This is a genomic window from Cupriavidus sp. GW822-FHT03E04 (genome assembly GCF_058801495.1).
On sequence record NZ_JBXANI010000029.1, the window covers coordinates 45,947 to 59,798 of the forward strand.

Below are 13,852 nucleotides of genomic sequence, written 5' to 3' on the forward strand. Positions count from 1 at the left end.
GGCTGATTATGGCGTAAACGCCCGCCCGGCATGCGACGCGGCCGCGATGCCGGGCGGGCGGCCTCGATGCCGGCCACAATGCCTCCCCCCATGCCGGCCACACAAGCAAGCTATACCAGCTTGTTCTCCCGCCCCGCCCAGTAGCGCTCGCGCAGCAGCCGCTTGAGCAGCTTGCCGGTGGGCAGGCGCGGCAGCTCGGCGGCAAAGTCCACCGAGCGCGGGCACTTGATGGCGGACAGATGGGTGCGGCAGAAGGCCAGCAGCTCGTCGGCCAGGGCCGGGCTGGCGCGCGCCATGTCGAGTGGCTGCACCACCGCCTTGACCTCCTCGCCAAAGTCCTCGTTTGGCACGCCGATCACTGCCACGTCCATGACCTCGGGATGGGTCATCAGCAGGTTCTCGGCCTCCTGCGGATAGATGTTGACCCCGCCCGAGATGATCATGTTCGCCTTGCGGTCGGTCAGGTAGAGAAAGCCCTCCTCGTCCACATAGCCGACGTCGCCCAGCGTGGTCCAGCCGGCGTGCACCGGGTGGCGCGATTGCGCGGTCTTGTCGGGATCGTTGTGGTAGACGAAGCTGCGCCCCTCGGCGAAGTAGATGGTGCCGGGCTCGCCCGGCGGCAGCAGCGCGCCGCTGTCGTCGCAGATGCGCAGCTGGCCAACGGAGGCGCGGCCCACGGTGCCTTTGTGGGTGAGCCAGTCGGCCGAACCCACGGCGGTGGAGCCGTTGCCCTCCGTGCCGGCGTAGTACTCCCAGATGATCGGCCCCCACCAGTCGATCATCTGCTCCTTGATGGCCACCGGGCAGGGCGCAGCGGCATGCACGGCAAAGCGCAGCGAGGACACGTCGTGGCGCTGGCGCACCGCCTCGGGCAGCTTGAGCATGCGCGAGAACATGGTGGGCACGACCTGGGTATGCGTGATGCGGTGCTCTGCCAGCAAGCGCAGGAATGCTTCCGCGTCGAAATGCTCCATCACCACCGAGGTGCCGCCGAGTTGCTGCACGGCCATGTTGTAGCGCAGCGGCGCCGCGTGATAGAGCGGCGCGGGTGAGAGGTAGCGCGTGTCTGAGCCGAACTGGTAAAGCGACTGGCACATCAGCACCAGCGAGCCAGGCACGTCGATCTGCTGGTTGGCCGGCGGCGTGAAGACACCCTTGGGGCGGCCGGTGGTGCCGGAGGAGTACAGCATGTCGGTGCCAGCACATTCGTCGTCGATGCGCCACCCGGGGTACTGGGCCAGCGCCGTCTCGTAGGCGGCAAAGCCCGGCACCGCGCCGTCCATCATCAGGCGCGCAACCAGGCCTGGCACCTTGGCCGCCACGCCCTGCGCCACGGCGGCCTGCGCATGCGAGGTGACCAGCATCCTGGCGCCGCTGTCGGCCACGATATGCGCCGCGTCGTCCACGTTCAGGCGCGTGCTGATGCACACGTAGATCAACCCCGAGCGTTGCGCGCCCCAGCACAGCTCGAACAGGCGCGGGTGGTTCTCCAGCAGGAAGGCCACGCGGTCGCCCGGCTGCAGCCCGTGGTCGCGGAACAGCCGCGCCGCCTGGTTGGAGCGCTCGTCAAGCTCACGGTAAGTAACGACGGTGCCGCCGGCCATGATGATGGCCGGCTTGTCCGGGGTGCGCTGCGCATGAACATGCGGGTGCATGACTGACCCTCCTGGAAGTGGGTGTGGCCGAACTGGGTGACTCGATGACTGGGTGACTGGGTGCGTTGGAAACTTCGGTATCGCGGAACCGGCAGGGATGGCATTGCGTGCGGCACATTGTCGGGACAGGTACCCCGGGCGGGCATCGTCGGATGCGACGAACGCGCCTTGGTGCAATGCCGCAAACGCCGATGTGGCCGCCCGTGCGGCGCGCCGCGCGCCAAGGCGATTCGTCGCATCCGACGATGCGAACCGGCGGCCTCTTCACATAATGGCAAGTGCCCCAGCAACCGCGCCAAGGAACCACCGTGGATTTCCAATTCAGCGAAGAACAATCGATGTTGCGCGACACGCTCGCGCGCTACCTGGCCGACCACTACAGCTTCGAAGCCCGCCAGGCGGCAATCCGCTCGCCCGCTGGCTGGCGGGCGTCCTGCTGGCAAGCCCTGGCGCAGGAGCTAGGGCTGCTGGGCGCCGCGTTCCCGGAACGCTTTGGCGGGCTCGGCGGCAATGCCGTCGACCACACGATCGTGATGGAGCAGTTCGGCCGCCACCTGGTGGTCGAGCCCTACCTGTCTACCGTTGTGCTCGGCGGCGGGGCCTTGCTGCATGGCAGCGAGACGCTGGCCGCCAACTGGCTGCCTGCCATCATCGGCGGCGAGGCCACCGTGGCCTGGGCGCACGCCGAGCCGCGCAGCCGTTACTGCCTGCACGATGTACAGGCCAGCGCCGCCCGCGTGCAAGGCGGCTGGCGCCTTGACGGCCACAAGGCCGTGGTGGTGGCCGCGCCGTGGGCCACGCACCTGGTGGTGAGCGCGCGCACCGGCGGCAGCCGGCGCGACCGGGACGGCATCAGCCTGTTCTGGATCGCGCGCAACGCGCCCGGCGTGACGCTGCAGGAATACCCCACCGTGGATGGCTCCCGGGCCGCCGATATACGCCTGGACAACGTCTTCGTGCCGGATGGCGGCTTGCTGGGCGCCGAGGGCGAGGCGCTGGCGCTGATCGAGCGCCTGAGCGACGAGGCTGCGGTGGCGCTGTGCGCCGAAGCCGGTGGCGCCATGAGCCGCATGCTCGGCGACACGGTCGACTACGCGCGCCAGCGCAAGCAGTTTGGCGTACCGATTGCCACCTTCCAGGTGCTGCAGCACCGCATGGCCGACATGTACGTGCAACTGGGGCAAACCGTGGCGCTGACGCAAGTCGCCGCCATGCAGGCTGGCGCGCAGCCCACGCAGCGCGCGCTGGCGGCCAGCGCCGCCAAGGCGCAGGCCGGGCAGGCCGGCAGGTTCGTCGGCCAGGCCGCGGTGCAGATCCATGGCGGCATGGGCGTGACGGAGGAGCTGGCGGTTGGCCATTACTTCAAGCGCGTCACCGCGATCGACCTGCAGTTTGGCTCCGCCGAACACCACCTGCGCCGTTACGCCGACCTGCTGTATCCGGCTGCCGCGTGAGCCCGCGCATTCCTGCCCCGCACTGACGAACATCCCGAGGCCCATCGATGAATCTCGATTTCTCCCCGCAAGAGCTGCAGTTCCGCGACGAGGTCCGTGCCTGGATCAAGGAAGCCTTCGACCCCGGCCTCAAGGCCCTGATGGCACGCACCAAGAATGGCTATCTCGACAAGGAGGGCCAGGTGCGCTGGCAGAAGAAGCTGTTCGAGCGCGGCTGGGCCGCGCCCAACTGGCCCGAGGAATATGGCGGCCCGGGCTGGTCCCCGGCGCAGCGCTACCTGTTCCAGGCCGAGACCGCCGCCGCCGGCTGCCCGACCGTGTCGCCGATGGGCCTGAAGATGGTGGCGCCGGTGATCATGAAATACGGCAGCCCCGAGCAAAAGGCGCGCTTCCTGCCGCCCATCCTTCGCTCCGACATCTGGTGGTGCCAGGGCTACTCGGAACCCAACTCCGGCTCCGACCTGGCCTCGCTGCAGATGCGCGCCGAGCGCGGCCGCGACCAGGATGGCGAGCACTACATCCTGAACGGCTCCAAGATCTGGACCACGCACGCGCAATGGGCCGACTGGATGTTCTGCCTGGTGCGCACCAGCCGCGACGCGCGCCGCCAGGACGGCATCTCCTTCGTGCTGGTGGACATGCGCACGCCCGGCATCACGGTGGCGCCGCTGCCCACGCTGGATGGCCCGGTCGAGGGCCAGCAGGAAGTCAACCAGGTCTTCTTTGAAGATGTGCGCGTGCCGGTGGAAAACCGTATCGGCGAGGAGGGCCTGGGCTGGACCTACGCCAAATACCTGCTTGAGTTCGAGCGCGGCGGCAGCTACGGCCCGATGCTGCGCCAGCAACTGGCCAAGGTGGCGCGCATCGCGGAGAAGGAGCCCGGCGAGGATGGCGGGCGCTTGCTCGACGACCCGGGTTTTCGCCGCAAGCTGGCCGAGCTGCACGTGCGCGCGGCCGCGCTGGAGGCGAGCGAGCTGCGGCTGTTTTCCAACGTGACGTCGGGCACCTCGATCGGCGCCGCCTCCAGCATGCTCAAGCTGGTGGGCACCGAGACCATCCAGGCCATCAGCGAGCTGGCGGTGGAAGCAGCCGGCCCGTACGCGCTGCCCTTCGTGCAGGATGGCTGGGGTGAATTGCAGGGTCGCGCCACGGGCCCGCAAGCGGGCCCCGACTACGCCGCGCCGCTGGCGCCGCGCTATTTCAACTACCGCAAGGCATCGATCTACGCCGGCTCCAACGAGATCCAGCGCAACATCATCGCCAAGCTGGTGCTAGGGCTGTAAGCCAGGTCAGTGCAGCAGCCCGCCAGCCGGGCTGCGCTCCTGGCCGGCGTCCACCTCATCGCCGGCTTCCAGCGCCTCGGTCACCGTGGCCCGGATCGATTCCGCCTTGAGCAGCAGGCGCAGGGCGATGTCGGCGCCACGGCTGGCCGCCACGCGCGCAATGAAGGCCCGGCGCGCCGGTTCGCCCAGCGTGGCGACGTGTGCGGCTTCGCACAGCACATGCCATGCGGCTGGCTGGCCGTCGAACTGTTGCCGGCGGCGCAGCAGGGTGGCGTCGATGGCGGCGGCGATGTCCGCGTCCCTCACGGTCTGATTGCGCATGGTGCTCTCCTGAACGGGAAACTGGGGTTAGGGCCAGGCGCGGGCCGTGCCACGATCGTTGCTGCCGTGGCTGCTGCCCGTCTGGAACCTGGCGCCGCGCTGGCGCGCGGCATGGATGGCTTCGCTCTTGTTGCTGACCTGCAGGCGCTGGTACAGCAGCGCGACATGGCTCTTCACGGTCGCCACCGAGATATTGAGCAGGCGGCTCACGGTCTTGAGCGCATAGCCCTGCGACAGCAGGACCAGCACCTCGTACTGGCGCGGCGTGAGCTTCAACATGCGCGCCTCGTCGCGCAGCAGGTCGATGCGGGCGCGTTCCGTCGCCAGAACCTGCAAGGGCGCGGAGGGGTGCGGGGCCGGCTGGCGCCAGCGCGCGTCATCGGCCAGTACCAGCCGGATCGCCGCCTCGATCGCCGCCAGCGATGACGCCTTCGGCAGCCACGCGCAGATGCCCCAGGCCAGGTCCGGCGGCAACACGGGCGGTAACGTGCCATCGACCAGCAGCAGCAGGTACTGCGCCGATAGCACGGTGCGTGCGGTCTCCAGCAACGCGCGCGCGCGATCCTGCACCGGCGGCAAGCTGAGGATCACCAGCCCGATGTCGTTCATCTGCCCCTGCAGCATGGCGAGATCGGCCGGATCCACGCAGATCACGTGGCCCAGGCCCTCGACGCCACCAAGCATGCGCAGCAGGCCGAGCCGCAAGAGCGGGTTGTCTTCAAGCAGGAGTGCATTCATGACAGCGTGCCTCCGTGCGAGCTGCTGCGTTCCGGTTCCATCTGCTCCCCCTTTGGCAACGACGTGCCCATCCGGCTTGGCTGGTATTCGCGGCAGCGTTGTCACAGGCAATACCGCAAGCCGCGTGCCAGCGGCAAGGCGTTGAGCGCGGCGGGTGCGAAGGGGATTGCGGCAGGGGTGGCGCCGGCCGGGAAGGCAGGCGCCATAACGGCTGGCGGGAGGGCATGCCAGGCAGGAGGGACCTGGTGGCGCCCCTTGCCAGCAGCGAATGCGCGAGCGGCGGGCCGGCTGCGTGTTACGCGTTACGTAACGCGTTCCGCGGGGCAGGTGGGGGCATTCAGGGAGAATGTCAGCTTGCTGACAAAGCCGGCTCTGCGTTGTCGCGCTGGAAAACACCACGGGCTTCGCTTTGAGTGGCTCCTAGCTAAGCCACCCCTCTCCCCGGCCCTCTCCCCATGAGGGGAGAGGGAGTAACAGCCGTCGTCATTTCAAGCGGCGTTGGCGCACTCGTCGGCTTCGACCGATGCTGCCGGTTTGCTCCCCTCTCCCACTTGTGGGAGAGGGGACGGGGGAGAGGGCGGGCGCTCGTTATGCCGTCGCGGTGGAATAAACCACTGGCTTCGCTTCCCGTGGCTCCTAGCCAAACCGCCCCTCTCCCCAACCCTCTCCCCATGAGGGGAGAGGGAGTAACAGCCGTCGTCATGGCGCGCGGCTTTGGCCCGTTCGGCGGCTTCGGCTAGTGCTCCTGGCCTGTCGGCGTACCGAGCGTCTTGCATTGCTGTGCGCCAACCTCAGTTGACGCGCCGGTTGTACCCTTCCCAATATGGCTCGCGCAGCTTCCTGCGCAGCAGCTTGCCGGAGGGGTTGCGCGGCAGCGCATCGGCAAACTCGATGCTCTTGGGGATCTTGTAGCCGGCCAGCCGCTCGCGCGCCCACGCCACGATGCTGTCGCGATCCGGCGCCTGCCCGGGACGGGGCACGACGATGGCCTTGACCGCCTCACCCCATTTGTCGTCGGGCACGCCGATCACGGCCACATCCGCCACCTGCGGGTGGCCGTAGATCGCGCTCTCGACCTCGGCGGGATACACGTTCTCGCCGCCGCTGATGATCATGTCCTTGACCCGGTCGTGGATGTAGACATAGCCCTCGGCATCGAGAAAGCCGGCGTCGCCGGTGCGCAGCCAGCCGTCGGCGTCGATGGTGCGCGCGGTCTCGTCGGGCTGCTTCCAGTAGCCCGCCATGTTCTGCGGCGAGCGGATCATCAGCTCGCCGACTTCGCCCGGCGGCAGGCGCCGGCCTTCCCAGTCCACCACCACCACTTCCACGCCGGGCAGCGGCTTGCCGGCGGCCCGCATGCGCGGCACGTCGTCGGTGGTGTGGTCTTCCGGCGCCAGGGCCACCACCGTGCCGGTGGTCTCGGTCATGCCGTACTGCTGCGCAAACCCGCAGCCGAAGACTTCGATGCCCTCGCGCAGCAAGGCTGCCGGGATCGGCGCCGCGCCATAGAGCAAGGTCTTCAGGCGGGAGTAGTCGATGCGGCGCGCGCGCGGATCGCGCAGCACGAACTGCATCGCCGCGGGCACCAGGAACAGCTTGCTGATGCGCTCGCGCTCAAAGAAGTCCAGCACCGCGCCGGGATCGAAATCGCGCGCCACCACGCCCTTGGCCCCCGCAAGCAAGCTGCGCAGGCCCCAGCCCGAGCCGCCAATATGCGCCACCGGCATGGCCACCAGCGAGACATCGTCGTCCGTCCAGCGCGACCACGAGATATCTTCTCGCTCGCTGGCCTCGGTGCCGGCGGTCAGGTTGCGGTGGGTCAGCATGGCGCCCTTGGGGCGGCCGGTGGTGCCCGACGTATAAAGCTGCAGCACCACGTCGTGCGCGGCGCTCTGGTGCGCCGGTGGCGTGGGCGCATGCGCGTCGCGCCACGTCACATAGGCGGGCCAGTCCGGCTGGCCGCCTTCCATGGCGATCACCCCGCGCACCAGCGGCAGCGTGGGCAACAGCTTGCGCACCAGGTCTGCCGATTCCGGCCCAACGAACAGCAGCGCGGCATCGGAGTGGCCAACGATATAACCCACCTCCGGCGGCGCCAGGCGCCAGCTCGCGGGCGCCATCACAGCGCCCATCTTGGCTGCCCCCAGCAGCAGCTCGAAGTAGTGATCGCAGTTCTTGCCGATATAGCCGATGCGATCGCCGGGCCCGACCCCGGCTGCCACCAGCGCCTGGGCGACACGATCGCTTTGGCGGTCCAGCGCCAGATACGTGGTCAGCCTGCCTTCGAAAGCATAGGCCACGGCATCAGGCCGCCGCAGCGCGAAGTGGCGCAGCGCATGCGGCAGTGTGGTCAGATAACTGAAATCCACCAGCGTCTCCTTCTCTCGGTCCTGCTGCATGCGCGCGTCCTTTTTATTGTTGTGAACTGCCGGATCAGCGCGGGGCCATGCGGATGGCGCCATCGAGCCGCACCGCTTCGCCGTTGAAATAGCTGTTGCGGCACATTTCCAGCGCGAGCGAGGCAAACTCTTCCGGCGCGCCGAGCCGCTTGGGGAACGGCACCGAGGCGGCCAGCGCAGCCTTGACGTGTTCCTGCGCGCCTTGCAAGAGCGGCGTGTTGAAGATGCCGGGCATGATGGTATTGACCCGAATGCCTTCGCCGGACAGGTCGCGCGCGATCGGCAGGGTCATGCCGACCACGCCGGCCTTGGAGGCGGAGTACGCCGCCTGGCCCATCTGCCCGTCCTGCGCCGCCACCGAGGCGGTATTGATGATGACGCCGCGATCGCCGTCACGCGCATCCAGCGTGAGCATGCCGGCGGCCGAGCGCGCCAGGCAGCGGAAGGAGCCGATCAGGTTGATCTGGATGATGCGCTCGAACGCGTCCGAGGCGAAGAAGCGGATCTGGTCCGGCGCCTCCTTGGCGCGCGATGCGGTCTTGATGGCGTTGCCGGTGCCGGCGCAATTCACCAGGATGCGTTCCTGCCCGAGCGCTGCGCGCGCCTTGGCGAAACCAGCTTCGACCTCGGCTTCCGACGTCACGTTGACCTGGCAGAACACGCCCCCGAGTTCACGCGCCACGGCCTCGCCCTTTTCCGCGTTCATGTCGAACAGCGCGACGCGCACGCCATGCGCCGCCAGCGCCCGCGCGGTGGCTTCGCCCAGGCCCGACGCGCCGCCCGTGATCACTGCCGTTACCGATGCATTGAGTTCCATCTTGTCTCCGCGTTGTCTTGATGTGTGTTGATGATGTGTGTTGAATCTGTGCTGAACCATTCCCCGCATTCCCCGTTCCCCGTCGGCGCGCAGCGCTACGCCTGGGCGGAATGCCTGAGTCCGGCGAGCCGAATAAACGGGCTTGCCAGCGTGGTATGGAGATTCAGGGATGACGGCGCGCAACGCATCGTCCGAAGCGACGAATGCATGAAAGCACATCAAACACGTGAAGCGCATGAAAGCGTGAGCACGCCAGCGCGCGGCGCGAATGCTGCTGCCTGCGGGCAGCAGCATTGGCCATTTGAAGAATCCGCGGCCTGTCTAGCGCCGCGTTGCCAGGTGATACAGCGCCAGCAGGATCACAGCGCCCAGCACGGCGCCGATAAAGCCGGCGGACTGGCCCTGGCGGTACCAGCCCAGGGCCTGCCCAAGGAAGGTCGCAGCGAGCGAGCCGACGATGCCCAGGCCGGCTGTCAGGAAGAAACCGCTTGGCCCGCGCCCGGGCGTGAGCATGCGCGCCACCAGGCCGGCGAGAAAGCCGATGAGAATGATCCAGATCAGGTGCATGTCATGCCCTCCCGGCGGCGCTTCCCGCGGCTCACTTGCATGCCTTGCCGTGATCCGCGTGGAAACCTTGCGCGGTGGCGTCGGCTTCACTCATGTAGGCGCCGTTCTTGGTCTTGCCGTAGTACTTCGTGCCAGGGCAGTGATAGACCTTGGAAGACTTGTTGGCCCATACCTGCCCAGGGCCGCCACCCGGAGCCGCGGCGGCGGCGGGCGCGGCCGGCTTGGCCATCGGCATGGAAGCTGCGGGCGCGGGCGCGGCAGGCTTGGCCATCGGCGCGGCAGCGGCGGGAGCGGCTGGCGTGGCTTGAGCGCGCGCCAGGTGCGGGACCGAGGCGATGAGCGCCGCGGCCAGCAGCATAGGCAAGCCGACGCGCCGGCCTAACGAGGCGGGCGAGGCAGGCAAAACGGTAACGGCGGTAATAGCGTTCAAGGCTTTCATAGCATTCATGACAGGCTCCTGCGGTAACAATGCCATTGGGACAACGAAACGACAGGGCTGCATACAGCCGCAACCCGACCGACACGCAATACCTCACTCAACGGCCCGCACCGTCACTCCGTTGACCGCAACCAGCCAGCACGGGCTTGCTGCCATGGTACGCCTGCTGCACGCCACCCGCTGCTGCGGCCATGCGACACGCGTTGCCGGGTGCCCGGCGCGAGCGGCAACACCGATTGCGGCGCCGCACGAATCCGCGGCGTGTGCGGTATCCGCAATGCGCTACAGTGTCAGGCATCCCCCGGGATTGCCCGGCACCCTCTATCTACCCGCATGAGATGACGCTCGTGATCAGGTCCCAATTCACATTGCCGGCTGCATGCCGGCCAGGCGCACTGCTGCCGATGCTGACGCTGATGATCTGGCTGGCGCTGGCCACGCTGGCAGCGCAGCCGGCACTGGCGGCGCCGGCCGGACTGGCCTCGCTGGCGGCGGTCGTCAAGGCCGAGTCCGCGCCGGCCTCGCAGCCCGCGGCCAGCGAGCCACTCGCGCAGTCGCTCGACCAGGTCATTACCACGCTGCAGAGCGACAAGGACCGCAAGGCCCTGGTCGACCAGTTGCAAACGCTGCGCAAGGGCATAGGTGGGGCCAGTGCGGCGTCAGCGCCACAGCCCGGCCTGCTCGGGGCGCTGGCTGAGGCGGTCGACCATCTCGATGCGTCGCTGGGCAAGGACAAGGGGCCGTGGCACTACTGGCGCTGGCGCATCGATTTCGCGCGCGAGGAGTGGCTGGCCGCACTGACCATCAACGGGACGCGCTCGCCCTGGCAATCGGCACGGGAGTTCTCCGCCGTGCTCGCGGCCTGGTTCTGCGCCGGATGGCTGTTGCGGGAGGCGGTGAGACGCGTGCGCAACCGGCGCCTGCAGCCAGCGGTACGCTATGAGCTGCCCGCAGTGCCGTCCTGGATGGACGTCGGGCTTTACATGCTGCGCAGGGTGGCGCCGTGGGTGGTGGCCTTCGCCCTGGCGATGCTGCTCTCGAGCAGTATGTTCGGACGCTCGCCCGCCAGCATGGCCGGCATGGTGATTGCCTACTCGGTGGTGGCCGGCGCCGTGATGGGCGCGGTGTGCCAGGTCATCTTCGCGCTGTTTACCTCGGCGCACCGTGCGCACGCGGTGCGCGACCTGCTGCTGCACTCCCGCAGGCTGCTGTTCGCCACCGGCGCGCTGGCGGCGCTGGGCGACGTCACGACCGACGCGCGTGTGATCGCCTCGCTCGGCACCAACCTGTCGGCGCTGACCTCCACCGTGGCCAACATCGCCGCGGCGCTGCTGATCGGCGCCTTCACGCTGCGCTTTCGCCGGCAGATCGGCCAGATCATCAGCAACCGGCCGCTGGTTTTCCGTCAGGAGCATCCCGCAATCATGGACCTGTTGCGCCTGGTAGGCGCGAGCTGGCACCTGCCGGTGCTGGCGGTGGTGGTGGCCTCGGTGGCCGGCACGCTGCTGGCCACCGGCTACGCGGACATCTTCCTGCGGCGCACGGTGGGCTCGGTGGCGCTGTTCGTCGCCGCGCTGCTGCTGACGCTGATCACCGGCCGCTCGCCCAAGGCCACGCACCGCGCGCCGCGCTTTCGCGACCGCCAGCGCTCGGCCTACCTGGCGCGCTTCGGGCGTTTCGCGGTAGCGCTGGTGCGGGTGGTGATCTGGTTCGCCTACTTCGAGCTGGCCAGCCGGATCTGGGGCGTGTCGCTGCTCTCGGTGATTGAATCCACCACGCTCGGCAAGCGCATCGGCGAGGCCGTGTTCAGCGTGACCTCCACCGTGCTGCTGTCGTGGCTGGCATGGCTGCTGATCGATACGGCCATCACCCAGACGCTGACGCCCGCGCACGGCCGCGGGCAGCCGCCCAGCCTGCGCGCCAGGACCATCCTGCCGCTGGTGCGCAATGCGTTATTCGTCGCGCTGCTGGTCATCACGCTGATCGTGGTGCTGGCCAACCTCGGCGTCAACGTGACGCCGCTGCTCGCCGGCGCCGGCGTGGTCGGCCTGGCCATCGGCTTTGGCGCGCAAAGCCTGGTGCAGGACCTGATCACCGGCCTGTTCATCGTGGTGGAGGATTCGATCGCCATCGGCGACTCGGTGGAACTGCCCGACCATATTGGCACGGTGGAGGCCATGACCATCCGCACCGTCAAGCTGCGCGACGGCAAGGGTGCGCTTCATATCCTGCCCTACAGCCAGATCAAGGCCATCAAGAACATGTCGCGCGGCTATGCCGTTGCCGTATTCAACATCGGTGTGGCGTATGGCAGCGACCTCGACCAGGCCATTGAGCTGATCCGCGAGACCGGCGCGGAGGTAGCGCGCGATTTCCGCTACGCGCGCAACCTGCTTTCCGGACTCGACATCCTGGGCCTCGATCGCTTCGACCCCAACGGCTCGGTGGTGCTGGCCCAGTTCAGGACGCGCCCGCTGACCCAGGCGGAAATCACGCGCGCGTTCAACGTGCGGCTCAAGCGCAAGTTCGACCAGCATGGCATCAGCATGGCCACGCAGCGGGTAACGGTGCAGGTCGAGGGCGGCCTGGGGCTCCCCCCGGCGCAGGACGCGCAGGCCACTGAGCTGGCGGCCGGCGCCGGGGGCGCTGCTGCGCTTTCAAAGGGTGCGCCGGGGCCAGGCTGAGCCGGCCGAGTCACTATGCGGCTCGCAAAGCGCACGCAGAAACGGGTACGCTTTGCGCGGCCGTGCCCCGCTTCGCGGGCATTTCAGCGCTGAAATAATTTTTAATAATTGCCCAGGCGACATTCCCTGTTTGCGAAGTTATGCTCGCATCCGCATAATGCCGCCACACGGTAACGCGCAGCGCTGACGTACCCGGCATACCGGGCGCCTGACCCCGTCCGGTGGCGTCTGCCACTTCGGAGCCGGCCACAGCGAGCCAGCCGTACCGCTACCAGCGGGCCAATAAAAAGAGCAAAGCAGGATCAGGCGAGAGCCACCGGGGAAAATACTATGGGCGAGCATCCGTCGGCGGATGAAGACTTCCATCGTCTGATCGATTCGATCTACGAGTCGGCGCTTGACGTCACTGCCATGCCAGCCGCGCTGGATCTCTTCTCCCGCTATACCGATATCGAAAGCCCGCATTACCTGGTCTGGGACAAACTGTCCGGACAAGCGCGCCTCGGCGTCACCCCGCATGGCTGCTTCCCGGCGCAGGGCACCTACGTGCCGGAAGGCCTGCATGCGCTGGCAAGCCTGCCCAGGCGCGCGCTCGCGGGCGATCACCCTGGCGACCTGCAGGACGGCGCACCTTGGCGCGCGCCGGCGCATGGCGCCGACCTGGAACAAGGCGTGCGCCTGCTCGATACCGCTGAGGTCTGCGTGCTGATGGGCGGCACGGACCGGGGCGGCCGCCTGGACACCGGTTTCGACGGGACGGAGGGCTTGAGCCATCGCAGCAAGCGGCTCGCGCGCGTGCTGCCGCACTGGGCCCGCGCCGCGCGCATGCAACAACGCAACTTCGAGTTGAGCGGCCTGGCGGCCCTTGGCCTGGCCGGGCTGGATACGCTCGACTTCGGCGTGATGGTGCTGCAGGCCGATATGCGCGTGCGCTACGCCAATATCTGGGCCGAGGCGCTGGTGCAGGCCGACAGCCAGCTCGCGCTGGAAAACGGCGTGCTCAAGGCCCACGACCAGACCCTGCACGCCACCCTGCACAAGCTGCTCGACCGCGCCATGCAATCCCGTGGCGGCGAGGCGGCGGCCGGCTCGTGGATGCACATCACGTCGGGCGGCCAGCCGGTACCCATCATCGTGCTGCCGCTGGTGGCCCGCCAGCCGGTGGAAGGCCCGTGGCAACTGCCGTTCGCGATGGTGCTGATGGGCAATTCCGAATCGCGCTCGGTGCTCGACAGTTCGGTGCTGACGTCGCTGTTCGGCCTGTCGCGCAAGGAAAGCCTGATTGCCATCCGCCTTGCCGCCGGCGAAACCCTGACCGAGATCGCCGACCACGAATTCGTCTCGCCGCACACGGTGCGCGTGCATATTCGCGACATCCTGCGCAAGACCGGCACCCATCGCCAGAGCGAGCTGGTGCGCCTGCTGCACCTGCTGCCGGGCGTGGCGCTGGAGCGCGCCGGCGCGGCGCGTGGCGAGCGCGCGCGCGCCTGATCCG

At 68.3% G+C, this 13,852-nt stretch carries 11 protein-coding genes; 4 read left to right on the plus strand and 7 right to left on the minus strand.

The genetic code is table 11. The features are described 5' to 3' along the window. Nucleotides 1-110: 110 nt before the first annotated feature. Complete coding sequence (locus tag AC1RQC_RS32805; RefSeq protein WP_492885761.1) at nt 111-1,655, minus strand: AMP-binding protein; 1,545 nt, start codon at nt 1,653-1,655, stop codon at nt 111-113. Between the two features lie 308 nt (nt 1,656-1,963). Here AC1RQC_RS32805 and AC1RQC_RS32810 point away from each other — a divergent pair, with 308 nt between their 5' ends. After that, the gene (locus tag AC1RQC_RS32810) at nt 1,964-3,109 is read left to right on the plus strand and encodes an acyl-CoA dehydrogenase family protein (protein WP_492885763.1); all 1,146 of its coding nucleotides are present in this window, start codon (nt 1,964-1,966) and stop codon (nt 3,107-3,109) included. Nucleotides 3,110-3,156: 47 nt separating this feature from the next. After that, the gene (locus AC1RQC_RS32815; RefSeq protein ID WP_492827872.1) at nt 3,157-4,392 is read left to right on the plus strand and encodes an acyl-CoA dehydrogenase family protein; all 1,236 of its coding nucleotides are present in this window, start codon (nt 3,157-3,159) and stop codon (nt 4,390-4,392) included. 6 nt (nt 4,393-4,398) lie between these two features. Here AC1RQC_RS32815 and AC1RQC_RS32820 read toward each other — a convergent pair whose 3' ends face one another. The 6 genes from AC1RQC_RS32820 to AC1RQC_RS32845 all read right to left on the minus strand — a co-directional run bounded on the left by AC1RQC_RS32820 (nt 4,399) and on the right by AC1RQC_RS32845 (nt 9,682). Beyond that, on the minus strand, nt 4,399-4,713 hold the full coding sequence (locus tag AC1RQC_RS32820; RefSeq protein WP_492374204.1) for a DUF7696 family protein: 315 nt from the start codon (nt 4,711-4,713) through the stop codon (nt 4,399-4,401). 27 nt (nt 4,714-4,740) lie between these two features. Next, a complete protein-coding gene (locus tag AC1RQC_RS32825; protein ID WP_492813655.1) occupies nt 4,741-5,451 on the minus strand; it encodes a helix-turn-helix transcriptional regulator in 711 nt (236 codons plus the stop codon). Between the two features lie 791 nt (nt 5,452-6,242). After that, nucleotides 6,243-7,820, minus strand: coding sequence for a fatty acid--CoA ligase (locus AC1RQC_RS32830; protein ID WP_492885801.1), 1,578 nt, complete (start codon nt 7,818-7,820; stop codon nt 6,243-6,245). Nucleotides 7,821-7,884: 64 nt separating this feature from the next. Continuing rightward, nucleotides 7,885-8,667 (minus strand): SDR family NAD(P)-dependent oxidoreductase, encoded by a 783-nt coding sequence (locus AC1RQC_RS32835; RefSeq protein WP_043357193.1) that lies wholly within the window; start codon nt 8,665-8,667, stop codon nt 7,885-7,887. 321 nt (nt 8,668-8,988) lie between these two features. Beyond that, on the minus strand, nt 8,989-9,234 hold the full coding sequence (locus tag AC1RQC_RS32840; protein WP_441639843.1) for a GlsB/YeaQ/YmgE family stress response membrane protein: 246 nt from the start codon (nt 9,232-9,234) through the stop codon (nt 8,989-8,991). 31 nt (nt 9,235-9,265) lie between these two features. After that, on the minus strand, nt 9,266-9,682 hold the full coding sequence (locus AC1RQC_RS32845; protein WP_492374202.1) for a signal protein: 417 nt from the start codon (nt 9,680-9,682) through the stop codon (nt 9,266-9,268). Nucleotides 9,683-10,077: 395 nt separating this feature from the next. Between AC1RQC_RS32845 and AC1RQC_RS32850 the strand changes: the two genes are divergently transcribed. Continuing rightward, nucleotides 10,078-12,357 carry a mechanosensitive ion channel family protein gene (locus AC1RQC_RS32850; RefSeq protein WP_492885803.1) on the plus strand — a complete coding sequence of 760 codons (2,280 nt, stop codon included), beginning with the start codon at nt 10,078-10,080 and terminating at the stop codon, nt 12,355-12,357. Between the two features lie 330 nt (nt 12,358-12,687). Next, nucleotides 12,688-13,848, plus strand: coding sequence for a helix-turn-helix transcriptional regulator (locus AC1RQC_RS32855; RefSeq protein WP_492885765.1), 1,161 nt, complete (start codon nt 12,688-12,690; stop codon nt 13,846-13,848). Nucleotides 13,849-13,852 lie beyond the last annotated feature (4 nt).

What these genes read in the sequence shown, in the direction of transcription:
- AC1RQC_RS32835 (WP_043357193.1), bottom strand. Translation starts at nt 8,667, where the DNA reads ATGGAACTCAATGCATCGGTAACGGCAGTGATCACGGGCGGCGCGTCG.
- AC1RQC_RS32805 (WP_492885761.1), bottom strand. Translation starts at nt 1,655, where the DNA reads ATGCACCCGCATGTTCATGCGCAGCGCACCCCGGACAAGCCGGCCATC.
- AC1RQC_RS32815 (WP_492827872.1), top strand. Translation starts at nt 3,157, where the DNA reads ATGAATCTCGATTTCTCCCCGCAAGAGCTGCAGTTCCGCGACGAGGTC.
- AC1RQC_RS32855 (WP_492885765.1), top strand. Translation starts at nt 12,688, where the DNA reads ATGGGCGAGCATCCGTCGGCGGATGAAGACTTCCATCGTCTGATCGAT.
- AC1RQC_RS32845 (WP_492374202.1), bottom strand. Translation starts at nt 9,682, where the DNA reads ATGAATGCTATGAAAGCCTTGAACGCTATTACCGCCGTTACCGTTTTG.
- AC1RQC_RS32850 (WP_492885803.1), top strand. Translation starts at nt 10,078, where the DNA reads ATGCTGACGCTGATGATCTGGCTGGCGCTGGCCACGCTGGCAGCGCAG.
- AC1RQC_RS32840 (WP_441639843.1), bottom strand. Translation starts at nt 9,234, where the DNA reads ATGCACCTGATCTGGATCATTCTCATCGGCTTTCTCGCCGGCCTGGTG.
- AC1RQC_RS32820 (WP_492374204.1), bottom strand. Translation starts at nt 4,713, where the DNA reads ATGCGCAATCAGACCGTGAGGGACGCGGACATCGCCGCCGCCATCGAC.
- AC1RQC_RS32825 (WP_492813655.1), bottom strand. Translation starts at nt 5,451, where the DNA reads ATGAATGCACTCCTGCTTGAAGACAACCCGCTCTTGCGGCTCGGCCTG.